Consider the following 15,327-nt stretch of genomic DNA (forward strand, 5'->3'; position numbering starts at 1 on the left):
GGGGCTGGTGGTCCTAGGACCGGCCGGGGGGGTGTGGACGCGCGGTCCCTCAGCCGGTGGCGGGCCCGATGTCCTTGTGGACGGCCCGGGAGACGGCCTGGATGGTGTCGATGCCGTCGTCCATCGTCCTGTTGTCCTGCGTGAGGACGGTGATCACGTAGTCGTGGCCCTTGCCGCTGAACGCTCCGACGCTGTGCACACGCCAGCCGTGGGTGGACCGCTCCAGCCAGCCGTTCTTGAGCTGGACCGTCGCGTCCCCCGGCGCGCCGGCCGGAACGCCCCAGCGCTGGTCCGGTACGACCTTGCGCATCCGGTCCAGGACGAAGGTCCGCGAGCGGTCGTCGAGGACCTTGTTCCTGGCCGTCACCAGGGAGAGCAGACGCTGTTCGTCCTGGGCGGTGATCTGGGTGAGCCCCCAGGCACCCCCGGCCCCCGGCGACGTGCGGGTCATACCCGCCGCCCCGAGGAAGCCCTTGATCTTCGCGGGGCCCAGCTGGTCCCACAGCTCACTGGTCGCGTCGTTGTCCGACTTGGTGATCATGGCCGTGGACAGCTTGCCCTCGCGCGGGGTGAGCGGCCGGTCCGTCCGCTGCGCGTCCCAGAGCAGTGCGGCGAGGACCGTGACCTTGACCACGCTCGCCGAGTCCACCCGCTGGGTGGGCCGCAGCGTGCACGTCGTGCGGGTCCGATGGTCCTGCACCGCCAGGGCGGTGGTGGACTTGTGCCCCTTGAGGGCCGCGGTGATGTCCCTGGACAGTTCCGCGGCGAGACCGGCCCGGCCCGAGGCGCAGGAGACGGCGGGGGACGGGGCGGCAGCGGGGGACGCGGCGGCGGGGGACGCCGCCGCGGTCGCAGCCGCCGGGGCGAGTACGCCGCCGGCCAGAGCGGCGCAGAACACGGCCCGGGAGTGCCGGGACATACGTCGATGGGTCATGCCGGCCTCCGCGCGGTCGCGTCTCGTGGTCGCGCCCTGCGGGGCACCCGGAGCATGATGCGCAGATACCGGCGGAACGGGCTGTGGCCCAGGGCACAGGCCCCGGACCGCCCCCGGCGCCGCGCCCGGGAGACGGGGCCTCCGGGCCGGACGGGGTGACCGAAGCCACGCTCTTCCCCCCGCCCGGACCGGCCGCCCCCGGCGTCCGCGTTCCGCCTACAGGTGCGTCGGCTCGAACATCTTCAGCAGCGCGGGGAGCACCACCACCGACGGGCCGGGGGCCGCGAGGGCCTTGCCGAGGTCGGCGGTCAGGCTCTCCGGGGTCGTACGGACCGCGGGGACGCCGAAGGACTCGGCGAGGGCGACGAAGTCCGGGCGGGAGAGCTCGGTCGCCGTGGCCTCGCCGAACGCGCCCGTCATGTACTCCCGCAGGATGCCGTAGCCCCCGTCGTCGACGATCAGCCAGGTGACGGGCAGGTCGTACTGCCGCACGGTGGCGAGCTCGGCGATCGAGTACATCGCGCCGCCGTCGCCGGAGACCGCGAGGACCGGCCTGGTCCGGTCGGCCGCGGCGGCACCGATGGCGGCCGGGAAGCCGTAGCCGAGACCGCCCGCGCCCTGCGCCGAGTGCATCGTGTTCGGGTGGCGGGCGTCGAAGGCGGACCAGGCCCAGTAGGCGAGGATCGTCATGTCCCAGAAGCTGGGCGACGTGTCGGGGAGCGCCTCGCGGACGGAGGCGATCACCCGCTGCTCCAGCGTGAGGTCCTGGGCCGCGATCCGCTCACGGACCCGCTCCAGCACCTCCCGGACGCGCTCCGCCGCGGTGTCGTCCTTCCGCGGCTCCACCGCGTCCAGGAGGCCGGCGAGCGCCTCGCGGGCGTCGGAGTGGATGCCGAGCGCGGGGTGGTTGGACTCCAGCTTCCCCGCGTCGGCCTCGATCTGGATGACGCGGCCGCGCGGGGCGAACGTGTGGTAGTTCGAGGAGAGCTCCCCCAGTCCCGAGCCGACGACGAGCAGGACGTCCGCGGACTCCAGGAAGTCCGTGGTGTACCGGTCCTCCAGCCACGACTGGAGCGAGAGCGGGTGCTCCCAGGGGAAGGCGCCCTTGCCGCCGAAGGTGGTGACGACCGGAGCGTCGATCTTCTCCGCGAGCGCGAGCAGCTTGCCGGCCGCGTCGGACCGTACGACTCCACCGCCCGCGATGATCGCGGGACGCTCGGCCTTCGACAGCAGGTGGGCCGCGGCGACGGTCAGCTCGGGGCGCGGGTACAGCTCACGCGGGGTGGCGTCCAGCGCGCTGACCACGGGCAGCGTGGTCTCGGCGAGCAGCACGTCCTGCGGGATCTCGACCCAGACCGGCCCGTGCGGGGCGGTCAGCGCGGACTCCCAGGCGGCGGCGATCGCGGAGGGGACCTGCGACGCCGTGCGCACGGTGTGCACGGACTTCACGACGTCCCGGAAGGACGCCTTCTGGTCGCGGAGCTCGTGGAGGTAGCCGTGGCGTCCGCCGCCGAGTCCGGCGGTGGGGATCTGGCTGGAGATCGCCAGCACGGGCGCGGAGGCGGCGGCCGCCTCCTGGAGCGCCGCCAGTGAGGTCAGGGCGCCCGGGCCGGTGGAGAGCAGCAGGGGCGCCACCTCGCCGGTGATCCGGCCGTAGGCGTCGGCGGCGAAGCCCGCGTTGTTCTCGACGCGCAGGCCGACGTACGAGAGCGAGGAGCGGCGGAGCGCGTCGAACATGCCGAGCGCGTGCTGGCCGGGCAGCCCGAACACCGTGGTGGCGCCGAGGCCCTGGAGGGTCTCGACGACCAGGTCGCCGCCGTTGCGGCCGGGGGGCGGGTTCAGCGCCGCCTCCGCCTGCGCGGCGGTGAGCTGCGGCCGGTCGTCGTGGTCGTGGCTCACTTGGTGCGGCCTTCCGCGATCTGGCGGGACATGATCGTCGTCAGCTCGTACGCGGTGTGCGAGGCGGCGACGGAGGTGATCTCCGCGTGATCGTACGCCGGGGCGACCTCGACGAGGTCGGCCGAGACCAGGTTGCAGGAGGAGAGCCCGCGCACGATCTCCAGGAGCTCGCGCGAGGTGAGGCCGCCGGCCTCGGGGGTCCCGGTGCCGGGGGCGTGCGCCGGGTCGAGCACGTCGATGTCGATGGAGATGTAGAGCGGCCGGTCACCGATGCGCTGCCGCAACTGGTCGGCGATCTCGTCGACGCCGCGCCGCATGACGTCGGCGGAGGTGACGATGCCGAAGCCCATCTTGGCGTCGTCGGTGAGGTCCTGCTTGCCGTACAGCGGGCCGCGGGTGCCGACGTGGGACAGCGCCTCCGTGTCGAGGATGCCCTCCTCGACGGCCCGGCGGAACGGGGTGCCGTGGGTGTACTCGGCGCCGAAGTAGGTGTCCCAGGTGTCCAGGTGGGCGTCGAAGTGGAGCAGGGCGACGGGGCCGTGCTTCTTGGCGACGGAACGCAGCAGGGGCAGCGCGATGGTGTGGTCGCCGCCGAGCGTCATAAGCCGCGCGCCGGTGGAGAGGAGGTCGTCGGCCGCGGCCTCGACGGTCTCGACGGCCTCGTTGATGTCGAAGGGGTTCACGGCGATGTCACCCGCGTCGGCGACCTGGGCGAGCGCGAAGGGCGAGGCGTCCTGCGCCGGGTTGTAGGGGCGCAGGAGGCGCGAGGCCTCGCGGATCGCGTTGCCGCCGAAACGGGCACCGGGGCGGTAGGAGACGCCGGTGTCGAAGGGCACGCCGACGACGGCGATGTCGGCGGAGCCGACCTCGTCGAGCCGCGGCAGCCGGGCGAACGTCGCGGGTCCGGCGTACCGCGGGACGCGGGAGGAGTCGACGGGGCCGCGCGGCGTCTCGTTGCTGCTCATGGGTGCGGGTGCCTTTCGTTCAGCCATGCACGCCTTGTGGGCGTTCATACGGTTTCAGTCTGCCAGGGGCCGTTCGGGCCCCTGCTTCGGTGGCCGGTCAGACGCCGACCGGGTCCGGGGTGGCCGTCTCCTCGGTCCCGCGCCCCGCCAGCCGTTCGCGCCACGCGGTCAGCACGGCCGCGTCGGTCGGCTTCGTCGCCAGGGAGACGATGACGTACACCGCGAGCGAGGCGAGCAGCCCGTAGTAGACGGGCTCGTTGGCGAGGATTCCGTACCCCGCCATCAGCCCGATCACCGCGCCACCGCCGACCACCACGGCGGCCAGTGCGCCCGCCGCCGTGCCCCGGCGCCAGAGCAGCCCGCCGAGGATCGGCACCAGCAGCCCGCCGACGAGCAGGTTGTAGGCGACGGTCAGCGCCTCGACGACGTTGTTGAGCGCGATGGCGATCACGATGACGGCGACGCCCATGATGAGGATGAAGGCCCGGTTGCCCTTCACCTCGTCACGTTCCTCGCCGTCGCCCTTGGCGACCGCGCCCCGGAGCCGCGACCAGATGTCGTTGTTGGCCACGGTCGCGCAGGCGATCAGCGCACCGGAGGAGGTGGACATGACCGCGGCGAGCGCGGCGGCGAGCACCAGCCCGCGGACGCCGACCGGCAGTTCGTCCTTCACGATCGTCGCGAAGGCCGCGTCCGCGCTGGGCAGCGTCGGGTACATCACCTTGGCCGCGGTGCCGATGACGGCTCCGGCGACCGCGTACACCAGGCAGTACGTACCGGCGACGGTTCCGCCCCAGCGTGCCGTCCGGTCGCTGCGGGCGGTGAACACGCGCTGCCAGATGTCCTGGCCGATCAGCATGCCGAAGGTGTAGATCAGGACGTACGTGAAGATCGTCTCGCCGCCGATGCCCAGCGGGTCGAAGTACTCCGTGGGCAGCTTCGCCTTCATCTCGCTGAAGCCGCCCGCCTTGACGACCGCGATCGGCAGGAGGAGGAGCAGGACACCGATCGTCTTGACGACGAACTGCACCATGTCGGTGATCGTGATCGACCACATGCCGCCGAGCGTCGAGTACGCGACGACGATGGTGCCGCCCAGGATGATCGCGACGGTCCTGTTCACGTCGAAGAGGACGTCGAAGATGGTGGCGTAGGCGATGGTCGAGGTGACCGCGAGCATCAGGGTGTACGCCCACATGACGACACCGGAGATGACACCGGCCCGGCCGCCGTAGCGGAGGTCGAGCATCTCGGAGACGGTGTAGACCTTCAGCCGGGCGATGCGGGCGGAGAAGAAGACGGACAGCGCGAGCAGCCCGAGGCCGATCGTGAAGACCATCCACGCGCCGGAGAGCCCGTACTGGTAGCCGAGGCCCACGCCGCCGATCGTCGAGGCACCGCCGAGGACGATCGCGGCCATGGTGCCGGAGTACATCCAGGGGCCGAGGCGCCGTCCTGCGACCAGGAACTCGCTCTTGGACTTGGCGCGGCGCATGCCCCACCAGCCCATGGCGAGCATGCCGAGCAGGTAGACGACGATCACGGCGTAGTCGACAGCCATGGGCTTCCCTCCGTTCCACGCGTTCAACAGGTTCTCGAAGACGGTAGGTGGCCGGAAGCCGCCGCTGAAGTGTACGTTTCCTCCATCCTCACTCCGCCCAGTGGACGGACCATCCATGCCCGACTCCCCCGCCGGACCCCCCGCCCCTCCCATCCCCCTGGCCGAACTGCTCGGCAGGGAGGAGCTCGGGCTGCGCCGGATCGCCGGCCCGGACCACGCGGAGCTGCTCTGGGTGCACACCTCGGAGATGGCCGACCCCTATCCGTATCTGCTCGGCGGTGAGCTGCTGCTGACCGCAGGGGTCCAGCTCGCGGACCCGGACACCTATGTGGCCCGGATCGTCCAGGCGGGGGCGGCGGCGCTGGGCTTCGGGGTGGCACCGGTGCACGACACGGTTCCGGCGGCCCTGGTCGAGGCGTGCGACCGGCACGGGCTGCCGCTTCTGGAGGTCCCGCCGGAGACCCGCTTCGCCGCGATCGCCCGGGCGGTGTGGCGGCTCATGGCCGAGGCGCGCCACCGCGAGCTGCGCCGGGTGACCCGGGCCCAGCAGGCCCTGGCGACGGCGGCGGCCCGCCCCGACCCGGTACCGGCGGTGCTGCGCCAGCTCGCCGTGCAGCTCGAGGGCCGGGTCGCGCTGCTCACGGCGGACGGCGGGGTCCTGCACGCGGCGGGCGGCCGTACGGCACCGGACGTGCAGACGGCGCTGGCCCGCCTCGCCCGGGTGGTCGCCCCCGCCGCCTCCCCCGGCCGGAAGCCGAGCCCCTCCTCGGCCGCCGAGACCCGGGGCGGGACCCACCTGTTCGCGTACGCGCTCGGCGGGGGGCAGGGGCTGGCCCTCGCCCTGGCGACGCCCCGGCGCGACGTCGGCGACCACACCGTCGCTGGGATCGCCGTCGTGCTCCTCTCCCTGCTCACCGCGCCGCACCAGGGCGCGGACGCCGCCGGGCGCTCGGCGGCGCTCGTGCGGCTGCTGCTGGGCGCGGCCCCCGAGGACGTGGCCCCGCTCCTGGGCAACGGCGACTCCTGGTCGGTGGTCCACGCCCGCCGGGCCGACGGCTCCCCGGCCGACGCGCTGAACGCCGGGGCGCTCGGCGCGGCACTGGGCTCCGCCCTGTCGGACGTGGACCGCGCGACCGTACGGATCCTGCTCCCCGGCCCCCACCGGGCGGTGCCCCCGCAGCCCGGCTGGACCCTCGGCGTCTCGGAACCGGCCCCGGTCACCGCCCTGCCCGACGCGGACGCGCAGGCGGCTCGCGCCCTGGGCCACGCGGAGGCCACCCGTACTCCTCTGAGCACGCACCGTCCGGGCACCGGCTTCACCGCCCTGATCCCCCACGCGGAGGCCGAGGCCCACGCCCGCGCGCTCCTGGCCCCCCTCACCGGCCCCCTGGCCGAGACGCTGCGCTGCTGGCTGAGCCTCCACGGCAGCTGGGACCGCACGGCGGTGGCCCTCAAGGTCCACCGCAACACCGTCCGCCAGCGCATCGCCCGCTGCGCGGCGCTGCTGGACGTGGACCTGGACGACATGGACGTACGCACGGAGCTGTGGTTCGCGCTGCGCTCCCGCGCGTAGACCCGCTCCCCGGGGCGTACGCCCCGATCGCAGGTGCCTCGGCGGACGGAATGTATCCGCCGTGTATGCCCGCCTCCTTGAATCCCCGTGTCATCCGACGACAAGGGGAGAACCATGCACAGGAATGTTCGCCGCGCCCTGACCACCCTGAGCGCGGTCGCGGCCGTCATGGTCACCGGTCCGGTCGCGGTCGCGGCACCGATCGTGAACGCGTCGGAGGCCGCCGTGGCCGCCAGACCCGCCTTCAAGATGCCGTTCGAGTGCAACCAGACGTGGCTCGGCAGCAACTGGTCGGGGCACAGCCCCGCCCACTCCATCGACTGGAACCACTACGACGCGAACGGCAACCCGGACGACACCGGGCGCAGGGTGTTCGCCAGCGCCGGCGGCACGGTCCTGGACTCGTACTACTCCACGACCAGTGGGTACGGGAACACGATAGTCATCGGCCACGGGGGCGGCTGGCAGACGCGTTACGCCCATCTGCAGACGCGTTCGGTGCAGGCGGGCGACACCGTCGGCGTGGGGCAGAAGATCGGCGAAGTGGGCAACACGTCCGCCCTCTACGACCTCTCGCCCCACCTGCACTACGAGCAGAAGCTCGACGGGGCGGTCGTCGTCGCGGTCGTCCAGGGTGTGACCTGGAGCGACTACCTCAAGCGCAACCAGGTGAGCAACAACAGATGCTGACGCGCCGCCGGGTGCCGCCGGGCACCCGGTGACCTCCGTGCGGGACGCGGGTGCGACGGCGGTCGCGCCCGCGTCCGTCCCCCACGCCCCGGCTCAGCGCATCGCGCGCAGCTTGGCGTCCACGAGGCCCGCCTCGTCGGGCACGTCCAGCCGGTGCCAGGTCGCCAGGGAGCGGCGGAAGTAGTGCCGCGCGGTCTGCTTGCGGCCGGTCGCGTCGTGCAACTCGCCCAGCAGGCAGGCCACCCGGGCCTCGGCGCGGCGGTCCCCGAGCTGCTGCTGCACGGCGAGTGCCCCGATCAGCAGCGCCGAGGCCTCGCCCGCGTCGCCCTGGCGCAGGCAGAGTTCCGCGATGCTCTGCTGCACGTACGCCGCGCAGTGCAGGTCGGCCAGCTCGTCGAAGATGCCGAGGGCGCGCTCCAGTTCACCGCGCGCCGCCCGCGGTTCGCCCCGCAGCTCGTGCAGGACGGCGACCCTGCGGCGCACCTGTGCCTCGCGGTGCCCGTCCCCGACGGCGCGGGACAGCTCCAGGGCGCCGCGCAGCCACCCGGCCGCGGTCTCCGGGTCCTTGCGCTCCAGCCAGACGGAGGCGATCGCGTTGCGTGCCACCGCCTCGCCGTGCCGGTCGCCCGCCGCGGCGAAGTCCCGGAGGGCGTCGGTGAACGTCGCCAGCGCGGTGCCGAGATCGCCCACGACCCGGTGGACCGAGCCGGACCCCACCGCGGCGACCGCCTCCCCCGTCGGGTGGCCGAGCCCGGCGAAGAGCGCACGGGCCCGGTCGAAGGACGCGAGCGCGTCCGCGTACCGGTCCTGGTAGAGATGGAGCTGGCCGAGGTTGCGCAGCAGGGCCGCCGCCCGGACGTCGTCGTGACGCGGCATGGCGTCGAGCACGAGCCGGTGGGTCCGCAGCCAGTCCCCGTAGTAGCCGCGCATGTCGAAGAAGCCCGCCAGTTCGATCGCGAGGTCGGCCGCCCGGTCGGTCCGCCCGAGCCGGACGGCGGCGTCGACGGCGGCGACGAGGTTGCGGTGCTCGCTCTCGAACCAGTCCACCGGCCGGGCGCGCACCGTGGGGGCGACAGCGCGCACCGGCCCGTCCGGCAGGCCCCGCACGCCGGGTTCGCCCAGGACACCGAGGAAGCGGGTGGGCATGGCGGCGTTGGCGGAGCGGGCGAGGGCGACGAGGGCGTCGATGACCCGGAGGCGGCGGCGCAGGCGGAGCTCCTGATTGTCCGTCAGGGCCAGTTCCCGGGCGTAGGCACGCAGCAGGTCGTGCATGCGGTAGCGGTTCAGACCGAGATCGTCCCTGCCCACGACTTCGACGAGGTGTTCGTCGAGCAGGGTCTCCAGGCCCCCGGCTGCCTCGCCGTCGCCCCCCGTCGCGACGGCGACGAGCCATCCCGGGACGGCGTCGTCCGGCAGGTCGCCGAACGTACGGAAGGCGTGGGCGGCGGGCTCGGGCAGGTGGCGGTAGCCGAGTTCGGCGCCCGCGCGCACCTCCAGCTCACCGGGGCGGACCGCACCGAGACGCCCGCGCTCGTCACGCAGCGAGTCGGCCAGTGTGCCGACGCTCCACCCGGGCCGGTTCACCAGCCGCGCGGCCGCGATCCGTACCGCCAGCGGCAGCGATCCGCACTCGGCGAGGACACGGTCGGCGTCGGCACCCTCCCGGCGCACCCGGTCCGCGCCGACGATGGCCCCGAACAGGGCGCGGGCGTCCTCGCGCCGCATCAGTCCGAGCGGGCACGCGTGCGCCGGCAGTCCGGGCATCCGGCGCCGCGAGCTGACCAGTACCGCCGAGCCGCCGGTGCCCGGGAGCAGCGGGCTCACCTGCGCACTGCCCAGGGCGTCGTCGAGCACGACGAGGAAGCGCCGCTGGGCCAGCCGGGAACGGAACATCGCGGCTCGTTCACCCGTCTCGGCGGGTATGGCGCTGTCGATGACTCCGAGGCCGCGCAGCATCTCGGCGAGGACGTCCGCCGGCTCACGGGGGCATTCGCTCGTCCCGGCCAGGTCGACGAAGAGCTGGCCGTCGGGGAACGCGTCACGCACCCGGTGGGCGACGTGCACGGCCAGCGTGGACTTCCCGGCACCCGGCGGTCCCGACACCGCCGCGACCACGGGCTGCCGGCCGGCGGTGGACAGCAGCTCCTCCAGGTCGGCGACCTCGACGGCGCGGCCGGTGAAGTCGGGGATGTCCATCGGCAGCTGGCGGACGGGAGCGGGCACCGCCGCGCGGCGGCGGCCGACATAGCCGTTGACCTCGGCGCCGATGGCCCGCAGCGACGCGCTCGGCTCGATCCCGAGCTCGGCGGCGATCACCTGCTCCGCCTCGGCGTACGCGGACCGTGCCTCGGCGCCGCGGCCCGCGTCGTGCAGCGCGTGCACGAGCATGCGCCACAGGTCCTCGCGCAGGGGGCTCTCGGCCAGCCGTGACCGCAGCCCGGAGACCAGGTGGGCGTAGTCCCCGAGCCGGAGCCGCAGCTCCAGGCACTCGTCGGCCGCGACCGACCGCAGCCCGTCCATGCGCGTGATGGCCGGGTCCCACACCACGCTGGAGGGCACGTCCTGGAGCACCCCGCCGCGCCACAGCCCCAGGGCCGATTCGTAACCGCGCAGGGCGGCGGCGTCCTCGCCGCGGTCCCGGGAGGCACGGGCCGCCGCGAGCCGCTGCTCGAAGAGCGGCATGTCCACCTCGCCGGGTGCGACGTCCAGCGAGTAACCGGAGAGCTCGGTGCGCAGCCCGGCGACCGCACCCGGGGGCAGCAGCCGCCGCAACGTCCGTACGTAGGTACGCACGTTGGCGACGGCGGACCGGGGAGCGCCACCGGGCCAGAGGACCTCCGTCAGCAGGTCCAGCGAGACGAAGCCGTTCGGCTGGAGCAGCAGGGTCGCCAGTACGGCCCGCGGCTTGGCCCCGCCGATCCGTACCGGAACACCCTGCGCCTTCACCTGGAGCGGCCCCAGGACCCCGAATGTCGGCTCCCCCACCGCGCGCCTCCGTGAATGTCGGCAACTGCGGTGCAGCGTAACGATGTTCGAAGACCGTCGATGTGAATTCCGGGTGACGGCACCCACTCGATCCGGCCGCGCGACCGGTCGCTGCGGGGCTGCGCGCCGATACAGGAGCCGCACGGGATCCCGTCCCCGCGCCGGGGCTGACGGCGCCCCGTGGCAAGGCCGTCACACCAGACCGGATGAACGCGCGTGGCCTCAGGCACCCCCGTCCTCCCTGCCCGCCGACGAGGAGGGATGAGGCCGAGGTGGCCCCGCCTACGCCCGCCCGTGCGGATACGGCGATGCGGCGCCGCTCCCGTCAGGTCTGAGGGACAACCGCACCAGGCTCCGCGACTCGCTGATCAACAGCTCCGGCACATGGTCCTCGTAGAACCGGATCTGCCCGATCACGCCCTCGGTGGCGGAGTGCCGCGCCAACTGCTCCAGAAGCGGATCGAGGTCGGTGAGCGACTCCGCGTGCACCTCCTGGCGTGCGGTGAGAGCCCACCCCGCGCCTGCCCGGTGCAGCTCACCGGTCAGCAGGCCGCCGATGCGCGCCGCCGGCCCGCGCTCGGCGAGGAGGGGGAACACGTCGTCCGACACGGCCACTTCCCCGGCGGGACCACCTGCCGTCGCTCCGGAGGGCCCGCTGCCCGCACCGCAAGTGGTGCCGAGGTGCCACCTCAGCTCGTCCACGAACGCGCCCGGCACCGTGGTGCGGAGGTTCAGCGCGAGATCAACTGCGTACATGTCACCCATCCGTGCAGCGTATGCATGAGCGGTGGCCCGGAGGCATGCGGCCGCACGCCCAGGGGCGGACCCCCGGCCCCGGCCCCCGCCCGCCGGCGGGCAGGACGTGGACACCGCTCTCACACCCCGGCGGTGCAGAACACGCACGCCTCCCAGAACGGCAGCGCGCCCAGCACCCGGTGGCGTACGCACGAGGCCGTCGCGGCCTCCTCCGCACCGGGCAGGACGCCCGCGTCGCTTCGCGCGGTCGCAGGGGCGAACTCCTCCACCATCGCCCGGTACGTACGCAGGTACCCCTCGGCGTGGGGCGGCTCGTACGTCAGCTCCTCCCACCGGTGGCGGGTCAGGGCCAGATCGAGGACGCGCAGCAGGAAGTTCTTGGCGGCGTCCCGCTCCTGCGGCGTGTCCCCCCAGTCGAGCTCCGCCAGGTCGAAGCCGACCACCCCACGCCCCATCACGTTCTGGTCCTGGAGCGTCAGCAGAGCGGCGAAGCGGAAGTCCCACGGTTCGCGGGCCAGGGTGGACGCGGCGAGCATCATCACGTCCACGAAGACCGCGGTGCCGCTGTTGGACAGCCTGAGGTGCCGGCCGTCACCGCCGTGAAAAACGTTCATGCCCCAAGGTTCCCGCTCCGGACCTCACATGAGAAGCCGTCACGGCTCCGCCTGTCTTCCGGTCGGTGGGGGGGGGCGACCACTATTCAGGCGGAGCGACGGTCGCGGTTCAGCCGGAGTGCCGAGACGAGGAAGAACACGCCGCCGAGGAAGGCGTATCCCGCGAGGTTCGCCAGAGTCGGCTCGCCGCTGCCGGCCTGCGTGATGAACGAGGTGCCGGCCAGGACGGAGATGGCGCCGCTGATGATCATCGGCCACTGGCCGCCCAGCTGCCGGCGGACGGCACCCGCGACGAGCTGCACGAGCCCGGAGACGACGGCCCAGGCTCCCCAGATCCGCAGGACGTCCGGGATGCCGGACATGGCGGCGACCGCCAGGCCGATGACGGCCAGCGAGCTGACGGCGATGTTCACGTGGAGGGCGGGCGCCGAAGCTCCGTTGGCCTTCGCGGACCGGACGTCGATGATCGCGGCCACCACGTCCAACAGGGGGTAGACCACCAGGAGCGCCACACTCAGCGGGCCCAGGGTGTCGGCGGTGGCGAACAGGAGACCGGCCCAGACGGCGGCGAACGCGAAGCGCCCGAAGTACAGCTTCCGCAGGGTGGCGGGAACGCCGGAGGACGTGGTGCTGACGAGGGTGACGGTGTCGGTGTTCACGAGGTGCCTTTCGATGACGGGGCAGCGACGCGGAACGGGCGAGCCATCGCGATGCTGCATGAGGGAGAACGTTCGGTCTCTTCGTATTACAGGCGTCCGATGCGCCCCTGTCAAGACCGAACGTTCTACCTCAGCGGCTTGGTAGCCTGGTGACATGAGCCGGAGTCCAGAAGGTGGCATCACGTCCGAAGCGCGAGCGCGACTGCTCGGCACAGCGACGCGGATCTTCTACGCGGAGGGGATCCACTCCGTCGGCATCGACCGGATCACCGCGGAGGCGAAGGTCACCCGGGCCACGCTGTACAGGCACTTCTCCGGCAAGGAAGAGCTCGTCCTCGCGTACCTCGACCAGGCCGACCAGGGGATCCGGGGCCAGATCGAGGCCGCCGTGGCGAGCAGCCCGTCGGCGGCCGACAAGGTCCGGGCCGTCGCCGGTTCCATCACCGAGGGCATCCGGTCCCCCGGATTCCGGGGCTGCGCCTTCCTGAACGCGGTGGCCGAATACCCCGACCCCGCACACCCGATCCACCGGGCCGTCCTGGCCCACCGGCAGTGGTTCCTGAACACCGTCACGGACCTGCTCGCGCAGACCGGCTACGCACCCGCCGAACCGGCGGCCCGGCACCTCGTCATGCTCCGGGACGGCGCCATGGCAGCCGGCTGCCTCTTCGACCCGGTCCTGGTGTCCGAGACCTTCCTGCACGGGGTCGAGGGGATCCTCGACGCGCGTGTCGGCCCGACTCCCGCGCCGGAACGGCGCCCGGAGGCCTGACCGCCCTCCGACCGCCGGCAGGTACGCCATTGACGCCGTGGTCGCCGAGCCGGCACTGCGGCAGCACCGCCCGGTGGTCATGCCCACCTCGGACATCGACGACATGACCAGACTCTGCGGGGATCGCGTACGCCTCGTGGCCGTCTGAGCCGACAACCGCCGCCCGAGCCGGCCGACGGAGCGAGGCACACCGCGCGCCGTCACGTCGCGGAGTTCGACCCTGCCCGCCCGCGCCTGCCGCTCCTCGCCGAAAGACACTCGCGCCTCGCGCGCCATGCCGGTGCGGCGGTCCACGGCACCACGGCGGCGTACCGCGGCAAAGGCGAGGGCTGCGCTGCAGTGGCCGGCGGAGGCGTCCATGGTCGGCGTGACGAGCACCCCTTCAACTGCTCCGAAGCACCCCTTCCAGTAGAGCCGTTGGGAATGCCCCAGCGGCTGTCCGGCCTCGCCTTCACCCCGCGGACGAACCGCCCGAAATGTCGGCTCTTCCAGCATGCGCAACCGGGGGTTGACCATTCCCGCAACCGCCCCTAGGTTTCTCGCAACCCGCTGGTACATCGATTAACCACCCCCGGTTAACGTCCTGGTTGGAGACATCCCGCTGTGCGCTCACCCCTGAGTCGGCGCGGTTTCCTTGCCGCTGGTTCCGGCCTCGCCGCCGCTACCGCGCTGCCCGCAATGTCCGGCTGCTCCACGCTCGCCTCGGCCGATTCCGACCCCGGCACGCTCGTCGTCCACACCCAGCTCGGTACCACCGCGCCGGGCTCACCCACGTACACCGCCGCCGTCAAGGCGTTCGAGAAGGAGAACCCGGGGCTCCGGGTCAAGAACCTCGTCAACGGCGACGACCTCCCCCAGGTGTACGAGACCTCCCGGCTGGCCCGTAAGGAGCCGGACGTGGTCATGGTCAACCTGTACGACAAGACGCTCGCCTGGACCGACGTCGGTGCCACCGTCGACGTCAAGGGCTACCTCGACGACTGGGGGCTGCGCGGACGCGTCCTGCCCGCCGCCCTGACGGAGTGGACCGACGACAAGGGAAGGCTGCGCGCCTTCCCCTATTTCGCCACCAACTGGCCGGTGGCCTTCAACACCCACCTGCTCGACCGGGCCGGCATCGGCTCCGTCCCCACCACCGGGGACCAGCTCATCGGCGCCGCGCGGAAGCTGCGGGCCAAGGGCATCGCCCCCGTCACCGTCGGAGGCAACGACTGGACCGGGCAGAAGCTGCTCGCCCAGATCATCCAGACCTTCCTCACTCCCGAGGAGGCCCGGAAGGTCTACACGACCGGCGACTTCAGCGGAAGCCGAGGAGCCCGCGAGGGCATCGACTACTTCGTGTCCCTGCGGGATGCCGGTGTCTTCGCCGACAAGGCGCAGGGGCTGACGTCCGACACGATGACCACGCAGTACAACACGGAGGCGGCCGCCATCCAGTCCGCGATGTCCTCCGCGCTGGCGAAGGTCCCCGCGAAGACGGCCGGGCACACCGAGATCGGCGGCTGGCCGCTCGCGCCGGGCGCCGCCCACGAGAAGCCGACGATCCTTCGCTCGTACACCCTCATCGGCTTCTGGGTCAGCCCCAACGGAGTCAAGAAGCTGTCGTCCGTCGAGAAGTTCCTCCGCTTCATGTACCGCCCCGACATCGTGTCGCGCTTCATCACCGAGAGCGGCAGGGACATGGCGCTGGTGACCGACACGGTCAGCAGGGACTTCCCGCTGGTGGCCGAGGCCCAGCAGCTCGGCGACCGGGTCGGCCAGGCGCTCCTGCCCGACCTGTACGTCCCGCCGACCGCCACCCAGCCGCTGATCACCGCGACCAGCACCGCCTTCACCCGGGGTACGAGCGCCGCGTCCGTGCGCTCCGCCCTGGAATCCGCCTACCGCACGGCCTGATCCGCGCGCCCGAGCCTTCTGCG

12 protein-coding genes and 1 pseudogene are annotated in these 15,327 nt (G+C 72.8%); 5 read left to right on the forward strand and 8 right to left on the reverse strand.

Features of this window, described 5'->3' with window-relative positions; genetic code table 11:
* Positions 1–49: 49 nt before the first annotated feature.
* The 4 genes from ACFUNE_RS01865 to ACFUNE_RS01880 all read right to left on the reverse strand — a co-directional run bounded on the left by ACFUNE_RS01865 (position 50) and on the right by ACFUNE_RS01880 (position 5,359).
* Complete coding sequence (locus ACFUNE_RS01865; RefSeq protein ID WP_383561144.1) at positions 50–934, reverse strand: serine hydrolase; 885 nt, start codon at positions 932–934, stop codon at positions 50–52.
* 216 nt (positions 935–1,150) lie between these two features.
* The gene (locus ACFUNE_RS01870) at positions 1,151–2,833 is read right to left on the reverse strand and encodes a thiamine pyrophosphate-binding protein (protein WP_383561146.1); all 1,683 of its coding nucleotides are present in this window, start codon (positions 2,831–2,833) and stop codon (positions 1,151–1,153) included.
* Complete coding sequence (gene speB, locus ACFUNE_RS01875; protein ID WP_383561148.1) at positions 2,830–3,798, reverse strand: agmatinase; 969 nt, start codon at positions 3,796–3,798, stop codon at positions 2,830–2,832. Before speB ends, ACFUNE_RS01870 begins: the two co-directional genes overlap by 4 nt.
* 97 nt (positions 3,799–3,895) lie before the next feature.
* The gene (locus ACFUNE_RS01880) at positions 3,896–5,359 is read right to left on the reverse strand and encodes a sodium:solute symporter (RefSeq protein WP_383561150.1); all 1,464 of its coding nucleotides are present in this window, start codon (positions 5,357–5,359) and stop codon (positions 3,896–3,898) included.
* A 115-nt stretch (positions 5,360–5,474) separates the two neighbouring features.
* On the opposite strand from ACFUNE_RS01880, the gene ACFUNE_RS01885 reads away from it, so the two are divergent.
* Positions 5,475–6,932 (forward strand): PucR family transcriptional regulator ligand-binding domain-containing protein, encoded by a 1,458-nt coding sequence (locus ACFUNE_RS01885; protein ID WP_383561152.1) that lies wholly within the window; start codon positions 5,475–5,477, stop codon positions 6,930–6,932.
* Positions 6,933–7,046: 114 nt separating this feature from the next.
* A complete protein-coding gene (locus ACFUNE_RS01890) occupies positions 7,047–7,622 on the forward strand; it encodes a M23 family metallopeptidase (protein ID WP_383561154.1) in 576 nt (191 codons plus the stop codon).
* A 93-nt stretch (positions 7,623–7,715) separates the two neighbouring features.
* On the opposite strand, the gene ACFUNE_RS01895 is transcribed toward ACFUNE_RS01890, so the two are convergent.
* The 4 genes from ACFUNE_RS01895 to ACFUNE_RS01910 all read right to left on the reverse strand — a co-directional run bounded on the left by ACFUNE_RS01895 (position 7,716) and on the right by ACFUNE_RS01910 (position 12,636).
* Positions 7,716–10,607 (reverse strand): BTAD domain-containing putative transcriptional regulator, encoded by a 2,892-nt coding sequence (locus tag ACFUNE_RS01895; RefSeq protein WP_383561156.1) that lies wholly within the window; start codon positions 10,605–10,607, stop codon positions 7,716–7,718.
* Between the two features lie 282 nt (positions 10,608–10,889).
* On the reverse strand, positions 10,890–11,372 hold the full coding sequence (locus ACFUNE_RS01900; protein WP_383561158.1) for a hypothetical protein: 483 nt from the start codon (positions 11,370–11,372) through the stop codon (positions 10,890–10,892).
* Between the two features lie 110 nt (positions 11,373–11,482).
* Positions 11,483–11,977 (reverse strand): hypothetical protein, encoded by a 495-nt coding sequence (locus ACFUNE_RS01905; protein WP_383561160.1) that lies wholly within the window; start codon positions 11,975–11,977, stop codon positions 11,483–11,485.
* A gap of 86 nt (positions 11,978–12,063) precedes the next feature.
* A complete protein-coding gene (locus ACFUNE_RS01910) occupies positions 12,064–12,636 on the reverse strand; it encodes a hypothetical protein (RefSeq protein WP_383561163.1) in 573 nt (190 codons plus the stop codon).
* A 154-nt stretch (positions 12,637–12,790) separates the two neighbouring features.
* Here ACFUNE_RS01910 and ACFUNE_RS01915 point away from each other — a divergent pair, with 154 nt between their 5' ends.
* From ACFUNE_RS01915 to ACFUNE_RS01925, 3 genes and pseudogenes are all read left to right on the forward strand, one after another.
* A complete protein-coding gene (locus ACFUNE_RS01915; RefSeq protein WP_383561165.1) occupies positions 12,791–13,408 on the forward strand; it encodes a TetR/AcrR family transcriptional regulator in 618 nt (205 codons plus the stop codon).
* 19 nt (positions 13,409–13,427) lie between these two features.
* Positions 13,428–13,556 (forward strand): annotated as a pseudogene (locus ACFUNE_RS01920) (DNA-binding protein); the annotation flags it as partial.
* Positions 13,557–14,011: 455 nt separating this feature from the next.
* Positions 14,012–15,304, forward strand: coding sequence for an ABC transporter substrate-binding protein (locus tag ACFUNE_RS01925; RefSeq protein ID WP_383561167.1), 1,293 nt, complete (start codon positions 14,012–14,014; stop codon positions 15,302–15,304).
* Positions 15,305–15,327 lie beyond the last annotated feature (23 nt).

This window comes from Streptomyces sp. NPDC057287, assembly GCF_042667905.1.
Taxonomy (GTDB): Bacteria; Actinomycetota; Actinomycetes; order Streptomycetales; family Streptomycetaceae; genus Streptomyces.

Coding starts and splice junctions, on each gene's coding strand:
- ACFUNE_RS01915 (WP_383561165.1), top strand. CDS start 12,791: ATGAGCCGGAGTCCAGAAGGTGGCATCACGTCCGAAGCGCGAGCGCGA.
- ACFUNE_RS01880 (WP_383561150.1), bottom strand. CDS start 5,359: ATGGCTGTCGACTACGCCGTGATCGTCGTCTACCTGCTCGGCATGCTC.
- ACFUNE_RS01885 (WP_383561152.1), top strand. CDS start 5,475: ATGCCCGACTCCCCCGCCGGACCCCCCGCCCCTCCCATCCCCCTGGCC.
- ACFUNE_RS01890 (WP_383561154.1), top strand. CDS start 7,047: ATGCACAGGAATGTTCGCCGCGCCCTGACCACCCTGAGCGCGGTCGCG.
- ACFUNE_RS01865 (WP_383561144.1), bottom strand. CDS start 934: ATGACCCATCGACGTATGTCCCGGCACTCCCGGGCCGTGTTCTGCGCC.
- speB (WP_383561148.1), bottom strand. CDS start 3,798: ATGAGCAGCAACGAGACGCCGCGCGGCCCCGTCGACTCCTCCCGCGTC.
- ACFUNE_RS01905 (WP_383561160.1), bottom strand. CDS start 11,977: ATGAACGTTTTTCACGGCGGTGACGGCCGGCACCTCAGGCTGTCCAAC.
- ACFUNE_RS01900 (WP_383561158.1), bottom strand. CDS start 11,372: ATGGGTGACATGTACGCAGTTGATCTCGCGCTGAACCTCCGCACCACG.